General features: G+C 38.1%; 30 protein-coding genes and 1 pseudogene. 5 read left to right on the forward strand and 26 right to left on the reverse strand.

Features of this window, described 5'->3' with window-relative positions; translation table 11 throughout:
- The first annotated feature begins 224 nt into the window (after positions 1-224).
- The 3 genes from B9T28_RS06845 to B9T28_RS06855 all read left to right on the forward strand — a co-directional run bounded on the left by B9T28_RS06845 (position 225) and on the right by B9T28_RS06855 (position 2,519).
- The gene (locus tag B9T28_RS06845; RefSeq protein WP_143222601.1) at positions 225-1,247 is read left to right on the forward strand and encodes a hypothetical protein; all 1,023 of its coding nucleotides are present in this window, start codon (positions 225-227) and stop codon (positions 1,245-1,247) included.
- Between the two features lie 64 nt (positions 1,248-1,311).
- Positions 1,312-1,776 carry a hypothetical protein gene (locus tag B9T28_RS06850; protein ID WP_086203254.1) on the forward strand — a complete coding sequence of 155 codons (465 nt, stop codon included), beginning with the start codon at positions 1,312-1,314 and terminating at the stop codon, positions 1,774-1,776.
- Between the two features lie 68 nt (positions 1,777-1,844).
- Positions 1,845-2,519: a hypothetical protein gene (locus B9T28_RS06855; protein ID WP_143222602.1), complete on the forward strand. Its 675-nt coding sequence runs from the start codon at positions 1,845-1,847 to the stop codon at positions 2,517-2,519.
- A 13-nt stretch (positions 2,520-2,532) separates the two neighbouring features.
- Here the strand turns inward: B9T28_RS06855 and B9T28_RS15005 are convergent.
- The 26 genes and pseudogenes from B9T28_RS15005 to B9T28_RS06985 all read right to left on the reverse strand — a co-directional run bounded on the left by B9T28_RS15005 (position 2,533) and on the right by B9T28_RS06985 (position 20,949).
- Positions 2,533-2,776: pseudogene (locus B9T28_RS15005) on the reverse strand (hypothetical protein).
- Positions 2,777-2,977 carry a TraR/DksA C4-type zinc finger protein gene (locus tag B9T28_RS06865; RefSeq protein WP_086203256.1) on the reverse strand — a complete coding sequence of 67 codons (201 nt, stop codon included), beginning with the start codon at positions 2,975-2,977 and terminating at the stop codon, positions 2,777-2,779. It abuts the pseudogene before it with no gap.
- The gene (locus B9T28_RS06870) at positions 2,970-3,215 is read right to left on the reverse strand and encodes an ogr/Delta-like zinc finger family protein (RefSeq protein ID WP_086203257.1); all 246 of its coding nucleotides are present in this window, start codon (positions 3,213-3,215) and stop codon (positions 2,970-2,972) included. Before B9T28_RS06870 ends, B9T28_RS06865 begins: the two co-directional genes overlap by 8 nt.
- Positions 3,216-3,362: 147 nt before the next feature.
- On the reverse strand, positions 3,363-4,676 hold the full coding sequence (locus B9T28_RS06875; protein WP_086203258.1) for a contractile injection system protein, VgrG/Pvc8 family: 1,314 nt from the start codon (positions 4,674-4,676) through the stop codon (positions 3,363-3,365).
- A complete protein-coding gene (locus B9T28_RS06880) occupies positions 4,676-5,116 on the reverse strand; it encodes a phage tail protein (RefSeq protein ID WP_086203259.1) in 441 nt (146 codons plus the stop codon). The genes B9T28_RS06875 and B9T28_RS06880 overlap by 1 nt, the downstream gene beginning before the upstream one ends.
- Positions 5,117-5,122: 6 nt before the next feature.
- On the reverse strand, positions 5,123-7,711 hold the full coding sequence (locus B9T28_RS06885; protein ID WP_086203260.1) for a phage tail tape measure protein: 2,589 nt from the start codon (positions 7,709-7,711) through the stop codon (positions 5,123-5,125).
- Positions 7,712-7,724: 13 nt separating this feature from the next.
- Positions 7,725-7,961, reverse strand: coding sequence for a GpE family phage tail protein (locus B9T28_RS15135; RefSeq protein ID WP_171263479.1), 237 nt, complete (start codon positions 7,959-7,961; stop codon positions 7,725-7,727).
- A complete protein-coding gene (locus tag B9T28_RS06895) occupies positions 7,865-8,206 on the reverse strand; it encodes a phage tail assembly protein (RefSeq protein WP_086203261.1) in 342 nt (113 codons plus the stop codon). The genes B9T28_RS15135 and B9T28_RS06895 overlap by 97 nt, the downstream gene beginning before the upstream one ends.
- 73 nt (positions 8,207-8,279) lie before the next feature.
- Positions 8,280-8,795 (reverse strand): phage major tail tube protein, encoded by a 516-nt coding sequence (locus B9T28_RS06900; RefSeq protein WP_086203262.1) that lies wholly within the window; start codon positions 8,793-8,795, stop codon positions 8,280-8,282.
- 11 nt (positions 8,796-8,806) lie between these two features.
- Positions 8,807-9,979 (reverse strand): phage tail sheath protein, encoded by a 1,173-nt coding sequence (locus B9T28_RS06905; RefSeq protein WP_086203263.1) that lies wholly within the window; start codon positions 9,977-9,979, stop codon positions 8,807-8,809.
- 92 nt (positions 9,980-10,071) lie between these two features.
- On the reverse strand, positions 10,072-10,695 hold the full coding sequence (locus tag B9T28_RS06910; RefSeq protein WP_086203264.1) for a hypothetical protein: 624 nt from the start codon (positions 10,693-10,695) through the stop codon (positions 10,072-10,074).
- A gap of 3 nt (positions 10,696-10,698) precedes the next feature.
- Positions 10,699-12,648 carry a phage tail-collar fiber domain-containing protein gene (locus B9T28_RS06915; protein ID WP_086203265.1) on the reverse strand — a complete coding sequence of 650 codons (1,950 nt, stop codon included), beginning with the start codon at positions 12,646-12,648 and terminating at the stop codon, positions 10,699-10,701.
- Positions 12,649-12,650: 2 nt separating this feature from the next.
- Positions 12,651-13,181, reverse strand: a complete 531-nt coding sequence (locus tag B9T28_RS06920; RefSeq protein ID WP_086203266.1) for a phage tail protein I — start codon at positions 13,179-13,181, stop codon at positions 12,651-12,653.
- The gene (locus B9T28_RS06925; protein WP_086203267.1) at positions 13,178-14,095 is read right to left on the reverse strand and encodes a baseplate assembly protein; all 918 of its coding nucleotides are present in this window, start codon (positions 14,093-14,095) and stop codon (positions 13,178-13,180) included. Before B9T28_RS06925 ends, B9T28_RS06920 begins: the two co-directional genes overlap by 4 nt.
- Positions 14,092-14,442 carry a GPW/gp25 family protein gene (locus B9T28_RS06930; RefSeq protein ID WP_086203268.1) on the reverse strand — a complete coding sequence of 117 codons (351 nt, stop codon included), beginning with the start codon at positions 14,440-14,442 and terminating at the stop codon, positions 14,092-14,094. The genes B9T28_RS06925 and B9T28_RS06930 overlap by 4 nt, the downstream gene beginning before the upstream one ends.
- Positions 14,439-14,993, reverse strand: coding sequence for a phage baseplate assembly protein V (locus tag B9T28_RS06935; RefSeq protein ID WP_086203269.1), 555 nt, complete (start codon positions 14,991-14,993; stop codon positions 14,439-14,441). The genes B9T28_RS06930 and B9T28_RS06935 overlap by 4 nt, the downstream gene beginning before the upstream one ends.
- Positions 14,994-15,070: 77 nt before the next feature.
- Complete coding sequence (locus B9T28_RS06940) at positions 15,071-15,520, reverse strand: phage virion morphogenesis protein (RefSeq protein ID WP_086203270.1); 450 nt, start codon at positions 15,518-15,520, stop codon at positions 15,071-15,073.
- Entirely contained in the window at positions 15,517-16,044 is a 528-nt protein-coding gene (locus B9T28_RS06945) for a phage tail protein (RefSeq protein ID WP_086203271.1), read from the reverse strand. Before B9T28_RS06945 ends, B9T28_RS06940 begins: the two co-directional genes overlap by 4 nt.
- Entirely contained in the window at positions 16,041-16,898 is an 858-nt protein-coding gene (locus tag B9T28_RS06950) for an N-acetylmuramidase domain-containing protein (RefSeq protein WP_086203272.1), read from the reverse strand. The genes B9T28_RS06945 and B9T28_RS06950 overlap by 4 nt, the downstream gene beginning before the upstream one ends.
- The gene (locus B9T28_RS06955) at positions 16,895-17,188 is read right to left on the reverse strand and encodes a phage holin family protein (RefSeq protein WP_086203273.1); all 294 of its coding nucleotides are present in this window, start codon (positions 17,186-17,188) and stop codon (positions 16,895-16,897) included. Before B9T28_RS06955 ends, B9T28_RS06950 begins: the two co-directional genes overlap by 4 nt.
- The gene (locus B9T28_RS06960) at positions 17,185-17,580 is read right to left on the reverse strand and encodes a putative holin (RefSeq protein WP_086203274.1); all 396 of its coding nucleotides are present in this window, start codon (positions 17,578-17,580) and stop codon (positions 17,185-17,187) included. Before B9T28_RS06960 ends, B9T28_RS06955 begins: the two co-directional genes overlap by 4 nt.
- An 11-nt stretch (positions 17,581-17,591) precedes the next feature.
- A complete protein-coding gene (locus tag B9T28_RS06965) occupies positions 17,592-17,801 on the reverse strand; it encodes a tail protein X (RefSeq protein ID WP_086203275.1) in 210 nt (69 codons plus the stop codon).
- Complete coding sequence (locus tag B9T28_RS06970) at positions 17,802-18,266, reverse strand: head completion/stabilization protein (RefSeq protein WP_086203434.1); 465 nt, start codon at positions 18,264-18,266, stop codon at positions 17,802-17,804.
- Between the two features lie 102 nt (positions 18,267-18,368).
- Positions 18,369-19,115: a phage terminase small subunit gene (gpM, locus tag B9T28_RS06975; RefSeq protein WP_086203276.1), complete on the reverse strand. Its 747-nt coding sequence runs from the start codon at positions 19,113-19,115 to the stop codon at positions 18,369-18,371.
- 11 nt (positions 19,116-19,126) lie between these two features.
- Positions 19,127-20,116, reverse strand: a complete 990-nt coding sequence (locus B9T28_RS06980; protein ID WP_086203277.1) for a phage major capsid protein, P2 family — start codon at positions 20,114-20,116, stop codon at positions 19,127-19,129.
- A gap of 14 nt (positions 20,117-20,130) precedes the next feature.
- Positions 20,131-20,949, reverse strand: a complete 819-nt coding sequence (locus tag B9T28_RS06985; RefSeq protein WP_086203278.1) for a GPO family capsid scaffolding protein — start codon at positions 20,947-20,949, stop codon at positions 20,131-20,133.
- A gap of 155 nt (positions 20,950-21,104) precedes the next feature.
- On the opposite strand from B9T28_RS06985, the gene B9T28_RS06990 reads away from it, so the two are divergent.
- Entirely contained in the window at positions 21,105-22,892 is a 1,788-nt protein-coding gene (locus B9T28_RS06990; protein ID WP_086203279.1) for a terminase large subunit domain-containing protein, read from the forward strand.
- Positions 22,893-23,882, forward strand: coding sequence for a phage portal protein (locus B9T28_RS06995; RefSeq protein WP_086203280.1), 990 nt, complete (start codon positions 22,893-22,895; stop codon positions 23,880-23,882). It begins immediately after the preceding gene.
- Positions 23,883-23,886 lie beyond the last annotated feature (4 nt).

Below are 23,886 nucleotides of genomic sequence, written 5' to 3' on the forward strand. Positions count from 1 at the left end.
TATAGGAAACGGCCAGCGCGAAGCTGCCCTATCCAGCCTGCCATAAAAGGCATAGCCGAATTTTACGTAAAAAAATAGCCGCAGGGGCGACTTGTTTACGCCTATATAATATTTCAGGTTCTCACGCCTGACCATAGATTTTGCTATGGTGAAATTAGAGTATCTTAGTTACTATGTGCGCGTCAATACTTTATAAAAATTATGTGGTGGGGGAAATTAATCAAATGGAAGTTAATCTAATAATAGAGCACTTAAAAGAACTTAAAGTTTCATTTATTAGATATTATGATTTAAACCCTAGTGATGATAGGAATTTTCAGAATGTAATAAACGTCTGCGTAAATTATTTTAATGATATTATTAATGACATACATGAAATATCTCTTAATAAGAATGATTGTAATGATTTTTTTTCAGGTGTGTATCCGAGAATATTAGAATTAGATAATCTTATAAATAATTCGGGGTCTAGTGATAAAAAAATTATTCCTCTACTTAATGTTTTTGATGTTCTTCATAAAATTAGTAATGTATTGAATGAAGAGATGGATAGTGTTACAAGAAAAAAGGTAACTGAAGAAAGTAATAAGGAATTTTTAAAACTTAAGGAAAATACTAAAAAAGTTGAAGATCAATATAAAGAACTTGCATTATTGAGTGCGGATTATAAGCATAAAGATGTACACAAAATTTATGAAAATGATGCTATTGGGTTTAAATCTCTAGCACGTCGTTACGAAATAACTTTTTATACTTTAATTGTAATCTTGTTTTTATATTTTTTAGGTTTAACAATATATCTCCCTGAGATCAATATATTTTCAATTAAAATAAGTTTTCCTAATAAAATTCATGGAAACTTATCGACAGAATTTTATATTCAAAAATTTTCTTTACTTATTCTGTCTACAACACTGCTAGCATTTTTATTAAAGCGTTCATTTATGAACCGTCGTTTGGCTGATGATGCTTACCGAACTTCAAAAGAATTAATTGCATTACCACGGTATATGAAAGATTTACCTCAGGAAATGCAGGATAAGATTCATTTTGACCTTGCATATAAGTACTTTGGTAATGGTATTCATCATGAAAGTTATACAGGTGGTGAGAACTTAATGCATGAAAATATTAAAGCGAATACAGACTTTATAAAGGCTGTGAAAGATTTATCGCCTAAGGCAGAGACGCCGAAAGTTGAAGTTTCTAAGGTAGAAACACCTAAGGCAGATAAGGAAGCAGCTTAAAAACTTAAGCGTTATTTTATTTTTGGTTAGGTAGTTTTTTATAAAATTTTTGAGAGGGTATTTCGTGAAATATTTATTATTAGTCTTGAGTCTAGGGCTTAGTAGCTCTGTTTTTTCTAAGTCATCAGAAGATATTTTTTTAGATATGGCTGTTGCAGATAATGTTGGTGCAATATATGTATTTGATGAGGGCGATGACCCCAATAAACAGCTCGGTAGACCTAACCAATATACATCTAAGATCAGTTGGGCTGATAAACGTATAGATCCACATGATTTCTCAGATAAGAATGAAGATGAAATTAATGATTTAGATCCAACTGAATATAAAGGGGGAACAATTGAAGGTTTTAGAAATATTGCTGATTTAAATCGACGTTATAACTATATTAAAAATATTACTTTAAATGTACCTATGCTCAATCAGTATATGTATAAAAAAGGATTATTTATAATGAGATTGGATAAGAATTTCACTCCATCTCAGGCTAAGGAATATGAGCGTGAGTTTAATAAAACTGTAAAATAGATTTATAAAAATATATAAGTATGATGAATTTAATTACTAAGATGCTTAGTAATGAGTTAGAGGAAATAATGAAAGAACATTTTATTACTTATTTAGGTTTTATTGGCATAACTATAACTATTATTACAGGTTGGTACAAAGAGATTGCTAGTAGTGGTTTATTACAGCATTTGTCTTTTATACTTAGTTTTAAAAGACTAAGAATCCGACATAAAATACAAGACATAGATCTTATTTGTGATAAATCGGATCTTTCAGAAGCAGTAAAAAGTAATTTAAAATATGAGCAAAGGCAATTGTACTTACAATATTATTATGGATTGAATATACAAGATAATGAATTTTATGAATATATGACAGGTTACAAGGATAAAAAAAGAGCTTTTGGTTTGTATAAGAATGGTGGTAAATATCTAAAATATAATAAAAATTTAAAAACAATTGACTTTGAAAGTGTAAAGCAAAAAGAGCGTATTAATATATATAGGAATATTGGATTAGTAATTTATATTTTTATATCTTTTTTATCATTGCTATATGTGTTTTGGGCACGTAATTTTATTATTTTGAATAAATCAGATTACTCACCTATAGAGAAAATTTCGATAGTTTTAGTTGTTAATGTTATTGTACCTATCGTAATTGTTGTTATCGGAGCTTGGATACTTAATAAGTTTTTAAAACGACTACATGCACAAAAACTGATTGAACTGGAACGTATATCGCAACCTATTAGTACCTAATCTAAAATTAAAATTATAAAAACAAATAAAGGAATAATGACATACAAATTATTATTCCGAGTAGCATGCCCACCAGTATTGGGTAGATCCACATGTAATCACCGTTTACATTTATGTTCTACTATTTCTGCTGCCAAACTATTTAGCGTCTGCGATGGTAGAAGCCTTAAACGAGTGAATTGATAGTCTAAAATCATCCATAAAATGATGAGTGATAGCACTAAAAGCACAATGAAAAACGTTAAGAAAATTGTCATTTAAAAGTACCTTTTTGCAAGTTGTTCTTGTTTATTTTTACACTCGATACAAAGCGTGATAGCACCATAACGTTGGCGCTCTATAGGAATATCATTCCCACAATCTTCACATTCACTTAAAGAAGGAATGCTGAAATCTCGCAATGTAACTGTGACCTGATCAAGTTGGTTTTGTTGGGCTATATCGAACTTCTTAGACACATTTCACCTGTGCGCTTTTTATTCTGTGTGGCGAAGGAGGAAGACTGAATTCAGGATTGGGCAACCCAGAAGGAGAAAGCTCAAACTCCCATTGAAAAAATCCCTGTGCTGTAAAGCCACATTCGGTGTTTGTACATTGGGCATGAACACGTCTGAGAACTGGGTTTAATTCAAGACTATTTCTTATTGGAAAGCTTCCTCCACAATGAGGACATTTACTACGGGAAGGTCTATTCATAATGAGCCTTTCTAAATATATTATTTATACAAATATACAACATTATCACCATAAATGATTATAATATTTAAAATATCACTAAATATAATTATATTGGTGGTGTTCTTTTTAATCCTTGTTTCTCCCCCAAACAAGGATTTTTTTATGCTATTTTTTTACTTTATTGATTCTTTCTTGCTCACGCTTAATCGCATTGTTTGCTGTTTTTTTTGATTTATACACGTGGGTTAATTTCAAAGCTTTGCTTTGATCACCTGATGTAATTTTGATGGATTTACCTCCTTCACTGTAATAAGCAATAACACCTGTATATTCAGCATAGTTTTTACCAATACGTTTTGATTTTTTAGCTTTATCTTTTTCATCTTCAGTTTTTTCTTCTTTACCTTCAAACAAAGTTGAAACGTCATCGGCATCTGGAAGCTGCACTTCTAGTTCTACGGAAGTGATAAAGCCACTGTCGTTTAAAGTATGGGTGATATTTGTACCTAGCCAGATAATGTCATCTATTTCGGGCTTTAATCCTAAAAATTCAAACTCTAATTCAGGGATCAGCTTTGGATAGCCTTTTGCAAAAGTGTATGTGAGTTTTTGAGCAGTACGTTTACAGCGATTGTATTCCGCATTGGCTGACAATTCTGCTGTGGTTTTATCACGGTGAACGTAGCGAATTTCTTTTAAGTTATCTTCACTGTCACCCACCACGACATGCAGTTTTTTGGCTTTGTTATCTGCATAGTAATAGGCTTTAACACCACTGATATTATCGGTACCGGTTCCGTTGGTGTAGTTATGTTGGTCGCCATCTTTTCTAGTGATTTGGACGCGTGGCAAAGCTAAGCCTGATACAGTTTGACTAGCACCACGTGGTAATAAAATTAAGTGACCATTTTTAACTGTTGCGATTGCATCATTTTCATCGGCAATACGGGTAATAAGATTGGCATCAGATTCATTTTGAGCAATGTATTTTATTTTTTTTGACGCAAATTTTTCATGAACAATAACTTGAAGGTCATATTCAGTACCTACTTTTTCAAATATTTCTTGAATGCTATTGTTACTCCAGCTGCGTTCCCGTTTCTGTTTTAAGCCTTCAGAAACGTCATTGGCCATTGCTGAAATAGATAAGACATCTGGAGCACCACGGTGTGACGTGGATTCAACTTTATATTTACCTTTATCGACTAAACCAGTATTAGACCAACCCAACCAAACTTGAATAATGGCACCTTTGGGGGGAATGTTGAGCTTCCCATCTGCATCATCCAGTTCAATGTCTACTGAGTCGACCACAAGACCACGATTGTCTTTAATACTGAGCGATATTAAACGTGAAGCCATAACTGGTGAAATATCAATACCATCTACTTCTACACGAAAAATAGGATGAGAATATTCAGTCATTTGATCGAATGAGTTTAAAGTAGCACCAATGCCATTTACAATTTTATTGAGCATCATAGCATCCTATTTGCTGTGCCAAAGCCCATACCAATTAGTGTTCCTAATGCTCCCGGTTTCAATTCTTTGACAATTTTCAAGGTAATAGTGAAATCTGTTTTACGAGCTGCACCATCTTTAAAAAAATAAGTTTTGGTGTCATCCAAGTTTTCAATAATGACAAGCCCGTAAATTTTTCCTGTACCTTCAATGAGTGTATAAGCTTTGCCGGTATCACCCATATTTCGTACGGTTTCAAGAGTATTTCGTGTAGCAGTTAATTCGTGCATGATCGTCCCCTTTAAAGTAATGCTATCTTCACCTTTACCTATAAATTGATAAGCAGGGGAATCACCAACACGGCTGTTAGAGGGGTGCCGCCAGTTGGTGACACGTTGTAATTCTTGATAGGAAGCTGTTTGTAATGAAAATACGAACAGACCAAGTGCCATCATCATGGGGATTTACTCCGTGTCTGTAAGAAATTTACGTCGAGCATTTTGTTCTTCTTGTGCAACTCGTTTGAGTTCCTGACGTAATGCTTCAGCAGTACCTTTGACGACCGATCCATCTTTAACTTGAATCGTAATCGTGATGTTATCTTTGCTGATAAATGATTTTGCACCACTGCCTATATTTGAAATAGGTTTTACAGCTTGTGTTTTGACCGTAGCGTTATTTATACCTGGTACTGTATTTTGAGCTGTGGTTGAAGGACGGAAATTGTTTTGTGAAAAAGTATTTGCTATTCCCTGAGCATCAAACTTACCCATGTTTATCATAGCTATTGGATTTACTGGCTTGGTGCTTAATGCTGAATTAATCACGCCTTGTGTTGCATCTTGAGTTGCACTTATGGGTAAGCGATTATTTTGTGAAATACCATTTGCCATGCCTTGCATGGTGTAGTCACCAATGCCCATAAATATACGTGAAGGAGAGTGAATGCCGAGAATGTCACGTGCTTTATCTATGACATTGGTCATTCCTGATGAAATTTCAGCTTTAACTTCACTCCATTTTGATTTGATGCCATTGATAAAACCGCTGATCATCATGGCACCAAAGTCGGTAAATTTGGAGGGTAAATCTATACCGAACCATGATAATACTTTTGCAAAGGCTGAGTAGAATAAGCCGATTGGACTCCAGTTAGTAATGAGTGCAGAAATACCTGTAATACCACCATTAAATGCCGTCTTTATTGTGCTCCATATACCTAGAAAAAAGCCTTTAATGGGTGTCCAATTTTTATAAATGAGGAAGGCGGCTCCAGCAATTGCGAGTACGATCCATGTAATTGGGTTAGTCATGAGCGCCATGCTCATAGCACGTGCTGCTATGGAAACAATACCAAAGCCTTTGGCCACCATCATCATTGGTCCAAAGATGGTGATGAGTCCGATAGCGAGAGCGGATAGTCCAGCAACAATTCCAATAGCGCCCACAGTGACTTTTACCAAAGTAGATGAAAGAGCAGGGTTCGCTTGAGCCCAAGCCTGTACTGAATTGATGACTGTTGTGAATTTTCCAGTAATGCTATTGATACCAGGTAATAATTGATTACCAATGGTGATACCAAGTGCTGCTACAGAATTTTTTGCTAATAAAATATTATTGGCTGTGGTTGCTGCACGTGCTGCATATTCTTTTTCCATGCTTCCTGCATATTTAGATTTATCTGCAACTTTGCCTAGGTTTTCCTCTAAGGCTTTCATATTGGTTAGTAATGGTGCAATAGAGCCTAACGATTCAGATCCAAATAATTCTTTTAATGTAGCGGCTTGTTTATATTTATCTAATTTAGAAACTTGTTTTAGAACATTTAAAGTGGTTGCTTCTGCATTGGTTTGCATATCTTTGGCTACTTTAGATGAATCTAGCCCAAGTTCTTTGTATGCAGCTTTTTGGCTTTTAGTTGCAGATTCACCAGCAACTAAAGCGAGCATCATGTTTTTAATACCAGTTGCAGCAATTTCTTCAGCAACACCCATTCCACGTATGGTTGCACCTAATGCGGCAATGGATCCAGCTGCAAAACCACCGACTTCACCCAATGGCCCAATACGCTGAACAATTTCCATAATGCCTTTGGCTGCTGCTGGAGTATTGTTGCCTAGATAGTTGATTTTATCTGCTAAGGTCGTCACTTCATTTTGTGACATTTTAAAGGCTGTTCGCATTTCTGCCATTGCTTGCCCAGATTCAGCGGCACTAATATCAAATGCAACGCCCATTTTTACTGCTGTTTCAGCAAATTGAGTTAGTTCATTTTTAGCAATACCAGACTGTCCACCTGCCGCATAAATGGCGGCAATATCCTTGGCAGCCATCGGAAGCCTTTTACTCATATTAAGAATATCATTTTCCATCTGTTTAAATTGTTGTGGGGTATCGAAATCCACAACTTTTTTGACATCTGCCATGGCTGATTCAAAATCGATAGATAGTTTTACTGGAACGACTAAAGCAACTGCAGCAGCACCAGCAATCATGAGCCCTTTTTGGGCTAGATCATTGGCTTTAGCCATACGTGATTGCATCTGTTCATATTTTTCTTGTGCAACTTGGTGTTTTCCCAAAGCTTCTTTTTGCTTGTTTAGCGCCATGGTTGTTAGGTGGATTTTGCCTTTTAACTCAGATTCGCTCTCTCCAAGTTGACTCATTTGAATACCGGCTGCATTCAGATCACGAGTAACACCTGTTATCTCTGTGGATGAACTTTTAAGTGCTGCTTTAGTACGTCGAATGCCTTGTTCTAGATTATTTAATTTTTTGGTTTGTTCCTCACTTAATGACCCTAATTTAGCTTGATCTTTTAAGCGTTTATGTTCTTCACGATATTCAGCTAAAGCATTTTTTGTTTTATCAATTGTTGCTTGTAAGCCTCGAAAACTATCTACTTTACGTTGTGTAGCTTGAAGCCCTTTTAACTCTGAGTCTGTTTTCTTTAAAGCTGCAGCCATAGACTGTGAGCCACCAATAATTGTTTTGATGGGCCCTGATACTTTATCTACAGCATTAAAAAGGACTTCTAATTTTAATTTTGACATTGGTGGACTCGTTTTACACGGTTTGGTTTCGATTGAGTGCAAGTTGATGCCATTTACTTAATTCAGTCATGTCCATGTCATCGTATGCACTCGGTGGCCAGTGGAAGATGCAAGCGATATTAGCTATTGCTTCATCTACATCATCGACTAATTTTATTGCTGTTCCTCTTTGATCGCTTTCTGCAGATCCTTTGGGTACAAAAAAGTAACTAAATGACCTCCGAGCTGAGCAAAATCTACTGGATCTAATTCAAGTACTTGCTGAGGTGTTAAAGCAGGAGTGGTAACACGTGGTAAAACTTTGATTAAGGCATTTACGTCATGCTGATAAATTGCCTGTAAGCTGACACCACTGAGTGCTTTTACAGTGGGTTTACGGATTTTAATTTCCGTAATAGTTGAGTCGCCAAATTGAATAAACTGTTCAAGCTGAACTGTTTCTTCATTTGGGTTTTTAATAATGTCTTGATTCATTTTTTGGTTTTCATTGGTCATGATTAGAGTCCTAAAATATCTTTAAAATTAAAAAAACCTTGCACAGATCTGTGTCCATGCAAGGGAAGGGAACTTACATACCAATTGCTTTACGTTGAGCTGCTAAACGGTCTTTACCATCGATGATTTCTTTAAAGCCAAGCACATCGATTTCTATTTCTATTTTTCCATTGACTGTAAGTTTGTAATAAGCACAGTTGGTTACAACTTTATGTTCTGTGTCTTCACCCGGTTCAGAGTCACCACCGTCAATTTCTTCATGGCGACCTTTGACGACGACTTCGACAGCATCGACTTCGCCAGTGTCATCACGTTGATAAGCTCCGGCAAAACGTAAGTAAACACTGTCTACTTTTTCAAGACCAAATTGGCGTAAGGTCAAAAGGTCTAAACCACCGAATGTGGATTCAAGTACCAGACCATCGTCACCCATCCCCATGTCTATTTTTAATGGTGCATTCATACCACCACCGCGATAGTCCTCCATCTTTCGAGTGAGTTTAGGTAAAACAACAGTTTTTACTTCACCTAAATAACTTGTCCCTTCATTAAAAAGGTTCATGTTTTTGAGTTTACGAGGTAAGCCCATGCGTTAGCTCCTTATGCTGTAATCGTTGAAGGGAAATCAACTAAATAGTCGTCTGTAATGCGTTGACGGAAGGTGAGGTCTTCAAGCGGTGGCACTGGCGTATAGTCAAAATCGATATATAATTTGCCGACTTTGAGCGTGTTTTTTGAGTTTAACTCTGGGTCATACCAAGCATCACCACCCATGAGGTAGCCTAAACGAGTCCATTCGCGTTGTTTGGCTTTGATGCCTTCTAGCATGTCGTTGACCAATGAACCATGCATAGGCTTATCGATTGCCCACATATGAGATTCAGCAATCGTGTCTGCCATAATCTGAGCTGTACGTGTATAGTTTTCAAAGGGAAATAGTGGGTCGTCAGAACAGGTCCGTGAACCCCAAAAACGAAAGCCATTATGCTGAATGAGCGTGGTAATTTGATTGCTGTTTAGATAGCCTGCATCGGTTGCTGGATCTTGTAGATCCCAAGTGACATCGGCATCAATACCGGTTACACCATTTACTGCCATGTTTGATAATGTTTTGTGCCAGCCAACATCATTGTCGATCTTTGCACGTAAACCCATAGCAACTGCAACAGCCGGTACAGTTTCTGCCTTGGCTGTATCGGTATTGAATGCTATAAAGTTTGGCCAGATAACCATAATTTCACGTGCAGCAAAGGCATCACGATATGCCACAACTTCTTCTTTGGTTTTGCAGCCCCAAGCATAGACGTAAGTAAAGGCACGAAGTTTTTGTGCAATAACGCCAAGTTCAGTTGCGACCGCTTGAGTGTCAAGACCGGGGGCACCAATAATACGTGGTTGAACCCCAAGTTTTGATTTAGCCAAAAGCAATGCTTTCGCACCGGTGTATTTACCTGTGGCATCTACTGAACCAATAACATTGGCTGTTTGAGCAGCTTCATCTATGGCAGTGGCTACACGTACAACAACACAAATGGAATTTGCTTGGTTGGCCATAGCTTGTAATGCTATTTTTAATGTGCCTTGAGTACCTGCTTTCGCAACTGCAGCTTGAGTATTTGTGATAAGCACTGGTGTATTCAATGGAAACGTTTTTTCGTCTGCATCTTCTGCAGTCGCAATCAGTCCTTGAACAGCAGTGGCAATAGTTCGGATTGGACGTGAACCCCCATTAAATTCAAGTACACGTAATCCGTGGTGATAAGTATCCGACATAAAAAAGCCTGTTTATTGAGGTTTTATTTCAATAGACAGGCTTACATTAGTTTAAGAAAGAGTTAAGTTTTAAGTGTTGTGAAAATTGGTTTCTACAATGTCAAAGCTTGCTCCCATAGCATATCAATTTGCTCACTGCTCATCCCGATAGTTTCAGCCATATATTTGACGGACTCATTATCTCGTTCAAAATTCGCAGATTCTGCATATTCAATTTGAATCCGCATTCGCATTTTTTCATCTTCAATGACATTGATTGAATTTTCAATATGGGTGAGTAAATCATTCTGTAGCAATACCAGCTTAAATTGTCGACGTGTTAATGGTTGGAACTGTTTGAAATACTCAACTTCTTTTTCTTCTTCTGTACGTTGATCTTCCCATGCAGTACCATTCCAAGTATCAAAAATTGAAGTTGGTTTTAATTCGGTAAAATCATCTTTGATCGCCCCGATGTAATCAATTTTTGATTCGCTTTGATTTGTAGTGGAATAGACAGTTTTTCCACGGTTATCTTCAACAAGTGTCCACTTATCAGTCTCGACATTAAAAACTGCAGTTTTACCGGCTGTGATTTTTGGCGGCTGAATATTTGTCGCTTGAGAAGGTAAACCCGTATCAATTACCCAGCGATATTCAAATGAACCAACGTATCTTTGATCAACTGCATCAAAGCTATACACCATAATAATTTGATCTTTTTCTGAAACTTTCATGTTTTATCCTGCTTTGACGATGTATAAGAATGCAATATTTTTGACTCGGTTTTCCGATGCTGTCGGCACTTGATTTGCTGCATTGAATGAAATGGATGCGGCAGCACGTTGTGAGCCTGCACCACCTGAAACAGTTACACCTTGGGTAAATGACAATGCACCATCAGATCCTGAACCACCATCATTTCGAAACGACCCTACTGTTCCACTAATATTTCGAATTGCATCCCCTTGCTCACTTAATATTGTTCGCCCATAGTCAATTCCACGACCATTGTCTAAACCACGAACCGACTGCGCTCGCATGTCAGGCAGCACTGAACCATAAAGCGCAAATAGTTTGGGATATGTCCATTGTGAGATTGATTGTCCCATCATGACTAAAAAACCATTGGGTGCAACAGTTGAGGGATATGGAATAGGTGAATAGAGTAGAACGTCTAAATCACCACCTGACAATACGCATGAAGCATTGGCAGAACCATCAAAGTTAAATGCGCCCGTGACTGCACCCGAAAAGCTGATTGTACGAGCTGTTTGAAGTTTGGTTGCTGATGGTGCTATACCTTGAACATTACCTGTACCGCCATTCGAAGTTGGTAGTGGAATATAACCAGATGTGCCATCATAACAACCCCAATTTGTTGCATTCACATACAAATATTTGCCAGATGCATTGCGCAGTACTGCTTCTGCGGATGAAGTAACAAAAGCTCCTGTTGTGTTTATATTTCCTGTAAAAAATTCATTATCTGTATAAGCTAATCGCCTTCCAACACCCCAATTTTCTGCACCATACTCAGGTTGATAATGCCAAACACCTTGCCCATTTTTACCTAAGAATAATCCGTTTTTATTGCCACCTGATGCATCTGAATACCCATTGAATGCTAAGAAATCGCCATAAGAAGCTCCACCTTGACCCGTTTCAAGCCCCGACTTACTGACAAAATAACTGGTTACACCTCGGAGTATATTTTTTGCTGATGGATTTCTGCTATCTGTGGTTTGTAAGGTGATTGCTTTGTCAGCCGTACCACCAGCCTTATCAAGCTTGGTATCTTGTAATACTTTACCTTGAGCTGCTGTGAGTGCCTTGGTTGAATCGTTTGTAAGTAAATCATTAACCAATTGCACTACACCTGTTTGAGTGGTGGATGCTGAACGAATGGCTTGTTGTGAAATAGCGGTAATTTGGCCTTTGGCATTGACTGAAATAGTGGGGATTTGAATAGTTGAACTATATGTTCCCTCAACAACACCTGAATTGGCCAGTGTAATTAGACATGAAGTATTTGCAGAGCCGTCAAAATTAAATGAACCAGTCGCAGCCCCCGAAAAACTAATGATACGTACGATTTCTAATTTCGATGCTGAAACGGCATTCGCATTTTTATCAAGCTTAGAGTCTTGTAATGCTTTACCTTGAGCTGCAGATAACGGTTTTTTAGCATCATTGGTGGTTAAGTTATCAATGATTTCATTTCGTGGAATATAGTTTTCATTTACCCATTTTTGTGAAGCATAAATCAGGGATTCATCTAGAGTAATAGCGACAACATTGCCGTCCCTAACATCTTGAGTGAACTTGAGACGATATTCACTGACCCCAGTGGGATCTGCTACTTTTTCAAAAGGGGCATGTGAACCATGCGAAATCAGTTTACCACCTGCAATGATCCCCATTTCGCGTACCCAAAACCCACCGATGTTGGATGGGATAATGGTTTCTATAATGATCCAATTTGCAATGGTCGGATGTCGCTCATATTTTGTAACTGGCTGGCGATGCACTTCACGAACCAATGTTGAGCGTGTTTTTGTTGGTGTTGGTACAGCACCATTACCATCACCAAAAGCAATATGAGTAATATCTAACTTGGTATTTGTTGCAATCGCATTGGCGATTTCTGCATCACCCACATTGGTGGTGACATTATAATAATCTGGCATTGTTAATTTCTCGGCAGACTTGAAAATGTGAGTGCACACTGATGTACCAGCGTGTTTTGAATAGGCAGAATTGGATTTGAAGTAATGGAAAGCTGCGCTAAATGCCGAGATGCTGATTTTGCATCTGTGACCAAGCGACGAACTTCATAATAAATTTCAGCCGTGAGACTTTTCCCCACGAGATCCAATTCAAGGTTGAAGGTTCCGGGTGTTAAATTGGGTGTAGCTTTGAACCATTCGATTAGTTTTACCTCATAGCCAAAGGGTTCTAATGCCCGTTTGATGGCAGCAGCCGTTCCTTTAATTTTGTGCTGTTCTTTTGATGCCTTAATCACTTGTCGTTTAAGTGGCTCTTGCCAAGCATCATCCCAATAATCGACTGACCGCTGCCATGCGATGAAGGGTAAAAATTGTGCTGGAACATGATCGATATCACGGACAATTCGAATGGACTGAAGATCAAATGCAGCTTGATTAGTTTCGACAAGATTACGTTCAAGTTGGGTTGAATTTGGTGGCAATAATGATTTCATTCTGTGCCCCCAATACTGATGTTCTTTGCGGTACAAAAGGCATGGTGATAATCATCAATTTCGATGTCTGCCATAGGTGAGTCAATCACAACACGGCTGATCCCATCGACATGCAAGGCTGCATAAAGTGCAGATAAGCGAACACTTGAACCATTTTTGATGGTTTTTTGGATATAGCTATCTATTCGAATATTGGCTGCATCGAGAAGTAATGAATCTTCAGCATTTTTACCGACAAACAGTCGCGCACGGATTTGATAGTTTTGGGCAATGCTGGAACGAACCGTAGGACGATCACAGACTGGACGTACTTCTTCTGGATCTAGAGCTTTCTGAACAATGGCCACCAATTCTTCGGTTGCTTCTGCATTGGCACTATCGATCTGTGAAATTAAAATATCGAGTAAAAAAGGTTGAGCTGGATCTGACCTAACTTTGATGCCATGTACCCGACCATCGGCACTTAAAGTGAAAAATTTATAGGCATTGATTGAACCGGCTGTATTTAAACTATCCCAACTGAGTAAGCATCGCTCTTTGAGTCTTTCATCTGATTCATAAATTGCTGGAAGGGGTGGAACTACAGAATTATCTGCAGGTGCAATAATTAGTCTGATAAGTCCATATTCAGTTAAAGCTAGATGATCAAGGTCAGATCCACTTGCATAGGCGAGCAATAATGAACGTACATCGGCATTGCATTTATTGATATAGAGCAATTCTAAGTAGGCATTTTCTTGAAGAATCTTTACAACTGGATCTGATTCACGATTAAGAATATTTCGCACTGATTCTTGTTCACTTGCTTCATGTAAAGCAATAAATTTTTCTTTTCGAATTTTATAAATAGTATCAAAATCAATCTCTTGAATAAGATCTGGAATGGGTAATTGAGAAAAGTCGACTGTACTCATGAGATGGCACCGAAATTAAGTGGAGTGCTTAAAGAGTCTTTTTGATTGCTATCAATCCAGATGTATTCAAGATCCAGAATAAAAGATCCTAGTTTTTCAGAATTACTAATAAATATATATTCAATATAAATTCGGTCTTCAAACTGAATTAAAGCCAGTGCAGAAGCAGCAATGAGCTGCATACGATTAATTTCATTGAAAGGCGAATCAATCAAAGAAAACAAATGAGATCCATAGTGTCGTCGCATGACTCTTGAACCAATCGGTGTTGTTAAAATGTCATTGATGCTTTGTTTAACATGTTCTTTTTCATCAGAAAGACTTAAACCAGTTTTGGAAGACATCATGGAATTGGGACTCCTGAATTTTCACTACCACCTTTTACACCTGATGTTTTGTGTTTTTTCAATGAGATTTCCCCGGCTTTTACATCTGCCCCTGTGGAAATATCTTGATCTGCAGTAATGGTTTTTGTGACATGCAATGTCCCTTCAATGGTGACATTTGCAACAATATTGGCTGTCCCACCAGAAGGAAGTACAGCTGATAATTGATGGGATGAAACATCGTATGCAATGACACAGCCATCAGCAAACATGCGGATTTTTTGATTTAAATCATCGGATGGGGCAGGGTGTTCATCGTTATAAAATCCGAACATGACAAAGCTGGCTTGACCAATATCACCACATGGAGAAATGACAACACATTCTTCATTTATCGATGGCATATCCCAAGTTGAATCTTTTCCAGAACGAATATTGAGACAACGGATTTCTGGCGTATCAATATCGCCTAAATTAACGATGACACGTGGAATGGGTTTGGTTGGATTAATACTCTTGATTGTTCCAAACCGAACTATATTTTCAAGACGTCGATTATTGTCAGCACTCATGCCAACACTGTGCGTCAAAGTTTTTTTGTTTTCAGCTTTTTAGGATTGTATAAAGCTATTTTCACAATCTATGACGATTAAATATTGATATGTTTTAAGAAAGAGTCTTCTATTAATTTTATATCTTGATCGGTAAAACCTAAAAGTTCACGTTTTGGATAAATGACATTTGGTGCGTTACGTTCAGCACGATCTTTTAGACCACGTTGATGTACATCTGCAATTCGAGCGATACGACCAACAAATCCAATAGCAATGGTGTCAGGATTACTTAAAATTTTTAAATTTGTATTTGATTTTAATTTAGTGAACATTTTCTTTTTGATTTTACCTTTTTGTTCACGCAATCGTTTACGCCTAGGAACATAAGAAGAACCATCAGGATTTTGCTGTGATGTAATCCTTTTTTTCTGATTTTCTCTTAAATCACGACCAATTTTTTTTGCAAGTTTTGAGCGTTCACCGATCGACAGCCGCTGCAATAACGGCTGCAAATAGTTAGCAAGATGTTCAATGTTTTGACTCATGGATTTTTACCTGTTGGTGGCATATCCAATGACCAACCTAATTTATCAGCAGTAGTCCATGACGTTAGTTCATTACCTGATGAATCCAAAATGGTGAATTCTGTTGGTGGATCAAATGGTGTGTACTGTGGTTCAGAAGGATAAGACAGTTCTAGTTTTCCTTCATCATTCTTTTTCACAATGACTCGTTCAGTCAATGGAATTTGAAAGTTGATATCGTATTTGCTGTTATCAATTAACTCTGCTTCAAATGTAATTGCCTTTTTACTTTTTTCAACATTGGCCATGAGCTCAGATTGATGTTCAGCAATCCATGTAAACAGTACGACCCCTATGACATCAACATCACCAGAATAATCAGTAATGGTTAAGTCTAAGATATAGGACATTTCAAAACTATAACCACTGGCCATAGTGCTGCGTAAATTTCCATTATTCGTAAATATGAGTAAACGATCCTGATCTGGACTCAGATCAGGAATTGCAGTCAGTAAATATTCTCTTAGATGATTTGGTTTCTTCATGCTGCTTTAGAACTCTGATAACTTGGATCAAGCCGGTTCATTACACGTAAAAACTTGGTGTCATAACCCAATTTTTTGTAGTTTTTGCCGTTATATAGGCTGAAAACCACATGCCAATTCTCTTGGCGTAGTGCATCGATGAGCTTCCAATGCTTATCATCAATTTCACCTGACTTGGTTTCACAGTAGCGAAGGAAGGCTTCAAATTGCAGACTTTCATTTTGTTCATGTTGAGCTACAAATTCTTGAACAGATGGATAACCTAATGCTTTCCAGTTTTCACCCATGAGCTGAAAACGTCCCCAACTTGCTGATTGTAAAGCACACTCAATATCAAGCTGTTTAGCTTGACTTAAACGTGTATATTCAGCACTACCTCCGTGATAGCCACCAGTTTTTGTATTGACAATATTGGGGTGATTGGCCATGAGCTGATTTGCTTTAACTTTTCCAAATTTTTGTACTAAATAAAAATACATGCGATGGCGTTCAAACAAAATTTTAGGTTTACCAATGTCTAGAAAGCCGGTACCCATAGTTTCAACTTCAGCAATCGCTTTAATTACAGTGACTGGTACACCGATTCGTTTAGCTCCTGCGACCAAATCACTTTCTTTTAAAAGCTTATTGGTATTTTCACCACGTAATGCTTTTAACGTAGCATCACCAACAAGACCATCAACTTTTAAGTTTTGTTTTTTCTGAAATTGAATAACGGCATATTCGGTATTTTCACCAAAATCACCATCAATACTGATGGGCTTTTTGTTGCGTCCAGTGATGCCATGTTTAGTTAGCAATTTTTGCAACTCAATGACAGCAGATCCTTTTGATCCTTCTTTTAAAATATTCATGGGGTACTCCTTAACATTGAAACAACATTGCCTTTACTGCGAAAAATAAACATGGCCAAGAACATGGCAAGCACGGCATCCCAGATCGTGACTGGATCTTTGATGAAAATAATATGCAGACTTTGGGCAAGAAATGCCCCGATTAGAATTGCTGCAAATAATCGAAATAGGCAAGACTGTTTGTACAAATGGTCAAAACACAAAATACGAAAGGCACATGCCACATAACAAAGTACAGCAATAGCTGAAAAGATTATTTGTGCCAAAGGTGAAAGCAAAAGTGGCATCATTTTTTATTTGACTCCTTGCCAAAGGTATTGGAGAGAGCATTGAAAAATTTCGATGTGGTTTGGAAAATTTCATTCAATGTTGATTTGTTTACCCACTGCATAATTTTGACCAAAAGTGGCAGGGCAAACATACTTGTGAAACAAGCAATTACGGTATGGCTATTAATACCGGTTCGATTCGAAACTTCAGGTGCAAGTGCATAACCCAATGCGATAGATAACATCAGTGAACAAATACGTTTTCCATAATTTAATGACACTTGGGTATACGCTAAAAATGCTGCACCAATTACGGCACCAAACAATGCATCACCATTCACAAATGGAAGGAGTGATACCAAGCCTGCAGAAGCGGTAATTGCGACAGTGGTTGATGTGGTTGGTTCAGCCATATTTTTTGTTCTCAATCCCAAAGCTGAATGCTTTGCGTTTTATTTTGTTGTGTAGGAATTTCAGGTAATTGGACTTTTGTACCCATTGGGAGAAATGGACCAAACTCAGATAGATGTTGATTTGCTTCAAGCACGTTTTCAACAACACCAGAACTGCGTCCATAATTACGCCAGCAAATGGCATCTACTGTGTCGTGTTGAAGGGCATAAATAGTTTTCACTTAAACTAATTCCACATTTAAACGACGTACTTTTTTTAGATCACGAATCGCAAATCGTAGATCACGTTTGTAATCATCAATTGTTGGTATAAGTTCATCGGCTTTTTGGCCACCGTTATTTGTGGTGTCATAGGCCCGATATTTTTCATTGAGTTCTGCACCGACAGAAGCTGCTACTGCTCGAAAATACAAAACTTCGGTAATTGGCTTTTCAATGCCACCAGTGGTGATTTTCTTTGGACTAATTTCAGCAAGTGATGCTGCTTTTAAAGTGAGTGATTCAAGCTGATCATTGACTTCAATGATTGCAGACTCAATTGCAGGAACTAAACGTTGATTGGTGATGCTGCTGTCAAAGCGCAATGCTTCACGAATTGCTTTTGATGATATGCCAGGGAAAAATTCGTCACTGGTGATGACAACGTCTTCATTGTTACGGTTGCCGTTTGCAATTAATCCAGTCATTGTCATTCTCGAATAGTTGAGGGGTGGAGAGCTGATTCAGTGATTGCACATAAAATGGCATTACATCATCAGTTCTGCCCCTCGGTTGGCGCGGGGCACTCTTTAAGTTGATTTCAAAAGCAGGTTGCCCTGATCATCAACAATTTGGGAACCATCTGTAGTTGATACAGTTGTGTCATGTTCTTCTGACTGTTTTTTAAATAATTTTTCAGCTTTCTGAAAGTCTTGTTTACCACCACAATTTTCATGCTTTTCAATGGCAGCTTTTAAGGCAGCAACTGCAAGTGAACTTTGTTCAAGATGTAAATAAGTACGACCCATTGCCAGTAATAATTTGGCACGTACTTCATCAGGCATGTCCGATTTGGCAGTTATTTTTTGGGCTTTTTCTAAAATATCTAATGGAAAAACTTCACTTGCTTTGTAGGCAATACGTGCTGCATTGCCAATTTCTTCAGCAATAATGGTTGCCGTATTTCTGCTAAATGAATCTGGCATTTTAAGTTCATGCTGAAGTGCATATTCAGCAAGGTTCAAACCTTCAGAAAACTCGGCACAGTCAAAACACCAAAGCATGATGGTAGTAATCACTTCATCCTGTTCGACTTTAAACCCTGATTCAATAACACCTCTTACATAAGGCATATGCTTCGGAATAAGCAGGGCTTTGGCCTTGGCACGTTCAGTTTGTGACTGAATTGAACGTAAGACATGGATGTCATTTTTTAGTTCAGTAAGTTGTAATAAGTAGACGCTCGCGTCTGGACGCACACCACCAAATTCATCAGCTTTAGCAGCTTCTTTTGCTGCTAAAGCATTCAGGCGGTGTCGTCGAGCTGGACTCAACATAAATCACCTGATTATTGGATGGTAATACCTTCAACTAAAGCCACTTTTTCATAGGCTTCAATCACGTATGCTTCATTTGAAGATTGATAATCTTCAATTCGATTTTTATTTGGTTTTTCTTGAATATGACGACGTTTTGCATCTTTCTGATAGTAGATTGAAAGATTGTCAAAAGAGGTGATTAACATTGCATTGTCGGGAAAGTGTGGAACACGTGCTGCAGGTAAACCACCAATTTGCTTCTGACTTAACAGAATCTGACCCGCCAAAGTATTTTGGTTATCAGCAGCATCATTCACGATTGGAAAGTTTTTGTCTGCCAACAATGAACGACCACAAATAACCACCAAATCAGTATCGTCTTGATGCACTTCATCAATCAATTCATTGACCGCATCAACTACAAGCGCATCTAAGTTTTTGTATGTTCCCGTTGTACCGACGGTTACAGGTTTCATCACACGTTCCGCAGCATTGACACGAATTTTTTGCAGCCAACCAATATTCACGTCTTGAAGTTTTGGATTGGCTGTACGATCAGTCGTCTCTGCCACAGAAGTACCATTAAAACCAATCATAATACGGTCTAATGCAATGGCTTTGGCTACAGCTGCAGTCCAACGGGTATGGAAGTCGGCAAATACAGCCCAAGCATCTAATTTCACATACGTAATTGCGACATCAAAGTTGGTTTGCTTACATTCGTATTTATCTGCACTAAAACCTGTTGGATCTGTTGGTGAACGTTCACCTGATCCGGATGTATCAGTACGTCCAGCAATGGTTGAATTTACCGATAGACCAATCGCTTCACCAGTTTGATTAATCACACCAATAATATTAATTTTTCCAAGAAATTCGCTTGAGGCTTGGACTTTTTCTTCCATTTTTTGTGATGGAACCGGTGCAATCGTAAATTGTACATTTACTGCTTCTACACCATTAATTTCAGCCAGTTTGTTTAGGCTGTGATTAAACTTTTTACGGGTATCGTTACGCATTTTTTTCTCGCTTATTAGCAATCAATTTGTTCAGAGAAGTTGCCAGTATTTTCAGGAGCAGGTGGCGTACCTGAATTTGGTTCTCCACCTAATTTGGTCACTAATTCATTGAAGGACTTTTCTAAATTAGAGTGTTTGGTTTGAAGGTCGGAATAACTGGTTTTTAGGTTTTTCAGTTCTGTTGTGTTTTCACCAAAAGTTTTTGCAATCGCTTCAAGTGAGTCAGCCACATCTTTGAACTGGCCATTGTTTTTGTGTTTCTGTTGTTCTTGTTGGGGTTTCAGCCAGTCCAAAACTTGAGAAAATAGGCTTGTAGTGTCTTCTTCAAACTCAAGTTCAGCTTCAGAAGCAGCAGTGAATAAATTATCTTTGTGCAGTTTTTTTGAAGTGAATGGATTGGCATCTGGGTTCTTTGATGCAAATTCCATAATCTGGGTACCCAATGAAGCAGGGGTGTCGGTAAATGCGATACCAATTAAATAGGCTTCATTGCTGTCTGCAAAACTTGGATTAACTTCAATGGAGTTAAAGAGTTTTTGCTTTTTGCTATGCAGTTCAATCAGATTATCGAACGCTTCAAGTTGTGCGTATAAACACCATTTTTTTTGACCTGCAACTTCATCTTCTTGCGCTTTTAGTGCAATGACTTTTGCATAATTGCCAAACTCTGAACTTGGTGTAAAACCGCGAATATGCTCAATATTGCCTAATGCTGTATAGGTATTCTGATTATAGTTTTTAGCCATTTGCTGAATCCAAGATGCTTCAATGATGCGACCATCAGTGGTTGCACCTGCAACAGCGACTCGGAAGAATTTGGATTTCTTACTCATGAGGTGGGAATCCTGCTATGTATATTTAAATCTAATTAAAGTAGTTAGCAGAATCGGAATATCGGGCAAAACATTCAATCAAATAGGATTGTGTAAAGGGCGTTTCACAATATGGGTTCAATGAATAAATGTTGTGACATTGGCTTAATGAGCCAATGGATAATGCACTTAACACCCCGACCAATTTAACGTTTGACAACCGTCTCTTAGCCAAATTTTTATATTGGATGGGATGGCGAATCAGCTCGATTGCAGAATTCTTAAAAGAAAACGATAAAAATGTTCATGCTTGGAAAGCACGTGATGAATGGGACAAAGATGTACCAGCAGGAAGAGTGGCACAGGCACTAGAAGCCCAACTGGTCAAACTGATTATTCTTGAGAAAAAAACACCAGGTGATTTTAAAGAAATTGATCTACTTATGCGTCAACTTGAACGCATAGCGAGAATTGATAAATTTTCAGATGGTGGTAATGAAGCTGATCTAAATCCGAAACTTAAAAATAGAAATACCGGTACTCGAAAACCAACAGCAAAAAATGTGCTGACTGAAGAACAGATTGAAAAACTGCTCGAGGACTTTGATCATGATTTATTTGATTATCAAAAAGTATGGTACCGCGCACGTGAACAACGTAACCGCGCATTATTGAAATCTCGGCAGATTGGTGCGACCTTCTATTTTGCCCGTGAAGCACTCATTAAAGCGGTGACAACAGGTCGTAATCAGATTTTCTTATCTGCTTCAAAAGCGCAGGCGCACGGTTTTAAAACCTACATTAAAAACTTTGTAATGCAGTCAATTGAGGTCGATTTACAAGGCGATCCAATTACCATCACCTTGCCAGATAATCAGATAGTACAATTGATATTCTTAGGTACCAATGCCAAAACAGCACAGTCCTATCATGGCGATTTATACTTTGATGAATTTTTTTGGGTACATGGTTTTGCAACATTAAAGAAAGTCGCATCTGCCATGGCTGCACAAAAACAATATAAGAAAACCTACTTTTCCACGCCATCCAGTAAAACTCATGAAGCCTATAAATTTTGGACAGGTGAGGCTTTTAATAAAGGGCGTTCCAAAGAGAATCGAATTGAAGTTGATACTACGCATGACACCCTAAAAAATGGGGCATTGTGTGGTGACAAGATGTGGCGGCATATCGTCAATATTTATGATGCGGAACGACAGGGTTGTGACTTATTTGATGTTGAAGAACTGATTGCTGAAAACAGTGGTGATGAATTCGCAAATTTATATATGTGTGAGTTTGTAGATGATGGTCACAGTGTTTTTCCGCTCAGCATTATTCAGCCCTGTATGGTGGATTCATGGGAAGTCTGGGCAGATGACTTTAAGCCATTGGCGAATCGTCCATTTGGCAATAAACCCGTCTGGGTGGGCTATGACCCTGCCGAAAATGGAGACAGTGCAGGGTTAGTGGTGGTTGCACCACCAGATGCAGATCATCCATATTTTCGGCTACTTGAACATCATCAATTCAAAGGCATGGACTTTGCCAGCCAAGCCCAATTCATTAAGAAAATTACGCAAAAATACCGTGTCACTTATATCGGATTGGATAAATCGGGTATGGGGACAGGGGTTGCTCAATTGGTGCAAGACTTCTATCCAAATTTAACGACTTTTAACTATAGCGTCGATGTCAAAACCCAATTGGTGATGAAGGGCATGGACGTGATTAATAAAGGTAGATTCCAATTTGATGCGGGTGCAACTGAAGTTGCTCAGTCGCTTATGGCCATTAAAAAAACTTTAACTGCATCGCAACGGCAAATGACCTTTGAGGCTTCACGTGCAGAAGCCATTGGTCATGCTGACCTTGCATTCTCTCTCTTTCACGCATTCTTCAACGAGCCTTTAACGCTTGATGACAACTCAAAATCTAAGAAATCCTCTATGGAGATTTACTAAATGTCGGACACCAACAATAAAATTCAAGCCTTTTCATTTGGTGACGCTGAACCAGTACTGAATAAAAATGACTTTTCACAGTTTTATGAAACATGGTTGTGTGGAAATTATTACGAGCCGCATATCAGCATGAATGGTTTGGCAAAATCTTTTAAGTCTATGCCTTATTTGTCTACGGCTATTTTCTTTAAAAAGAATCAATTGGTGTCATCATTTAAACCGACAAAATTAATGAGTGCAGCAGACTTTGAACGGATTGTTTTAGATAAACTGGTTTTTGGGAATGCCTATGCGCAGCGGATCGACAACCGACTGAATGAACCACATCACTACAAGGGTTTAATGGCCAAATATACGCGACGCATGAAAGACCCAAAAGAATTTCTGATGTTAATGAATGGCTATGATGAATTTGTTTTTGCATCGGGTACAGTTTGCCATATTAAGTCAGTCGATTTAGACCAAGAAATTTATGGTACGCCTGAGTATATTTCTGCACTGCAATCTGCTTTTTTAAATGAGTCAGCGACGTTGTTCCGTCGTAAGTATTACAACAATGGTTCACATGCTGGCTTTATTTTATATATGACCGATTCAAAAATTGATGATGACGATGTTGAAGGCATTAAACAGGCGATGAAAGACTCACGTGGTCCGGGGAATTTCCGTAATCTATTTTTACATGCACCAGGGGGGAATAAAGATGGTTTACAGCTTATTCCCATTAGTGAATTGGCTGCTAAGGATGAATTCTTAAATATTAAAAATGTGACCCGTGATGATGTACTTGCTTCACAACGGACGCCACCGCAATTGCTTGGTATTATTCCGTCCAATGCAGGTGGTTTTGGTTCTATTAAAGAAGCAAGAGAGTCTTACTGGTACAGTGAAATTGTGCCTGAGCAAAACCAAATTGCCCATGCAATAAATGAATGGGCAGGGCATGAAATAATTGGGTTCAAGTCTTTTGGAGAGGTAAATCCAATATGATTTT

Source organism: Acinetobacter silvestris (assembly GCF_002135235.1).
Taxonomy (GTDB): Bacteria; Pseudomonadota; Gammaproteobacteria; order Pseudomonadales; family Moraxellaceae; genus Acinetobacter; species Acinetobacter silvestris.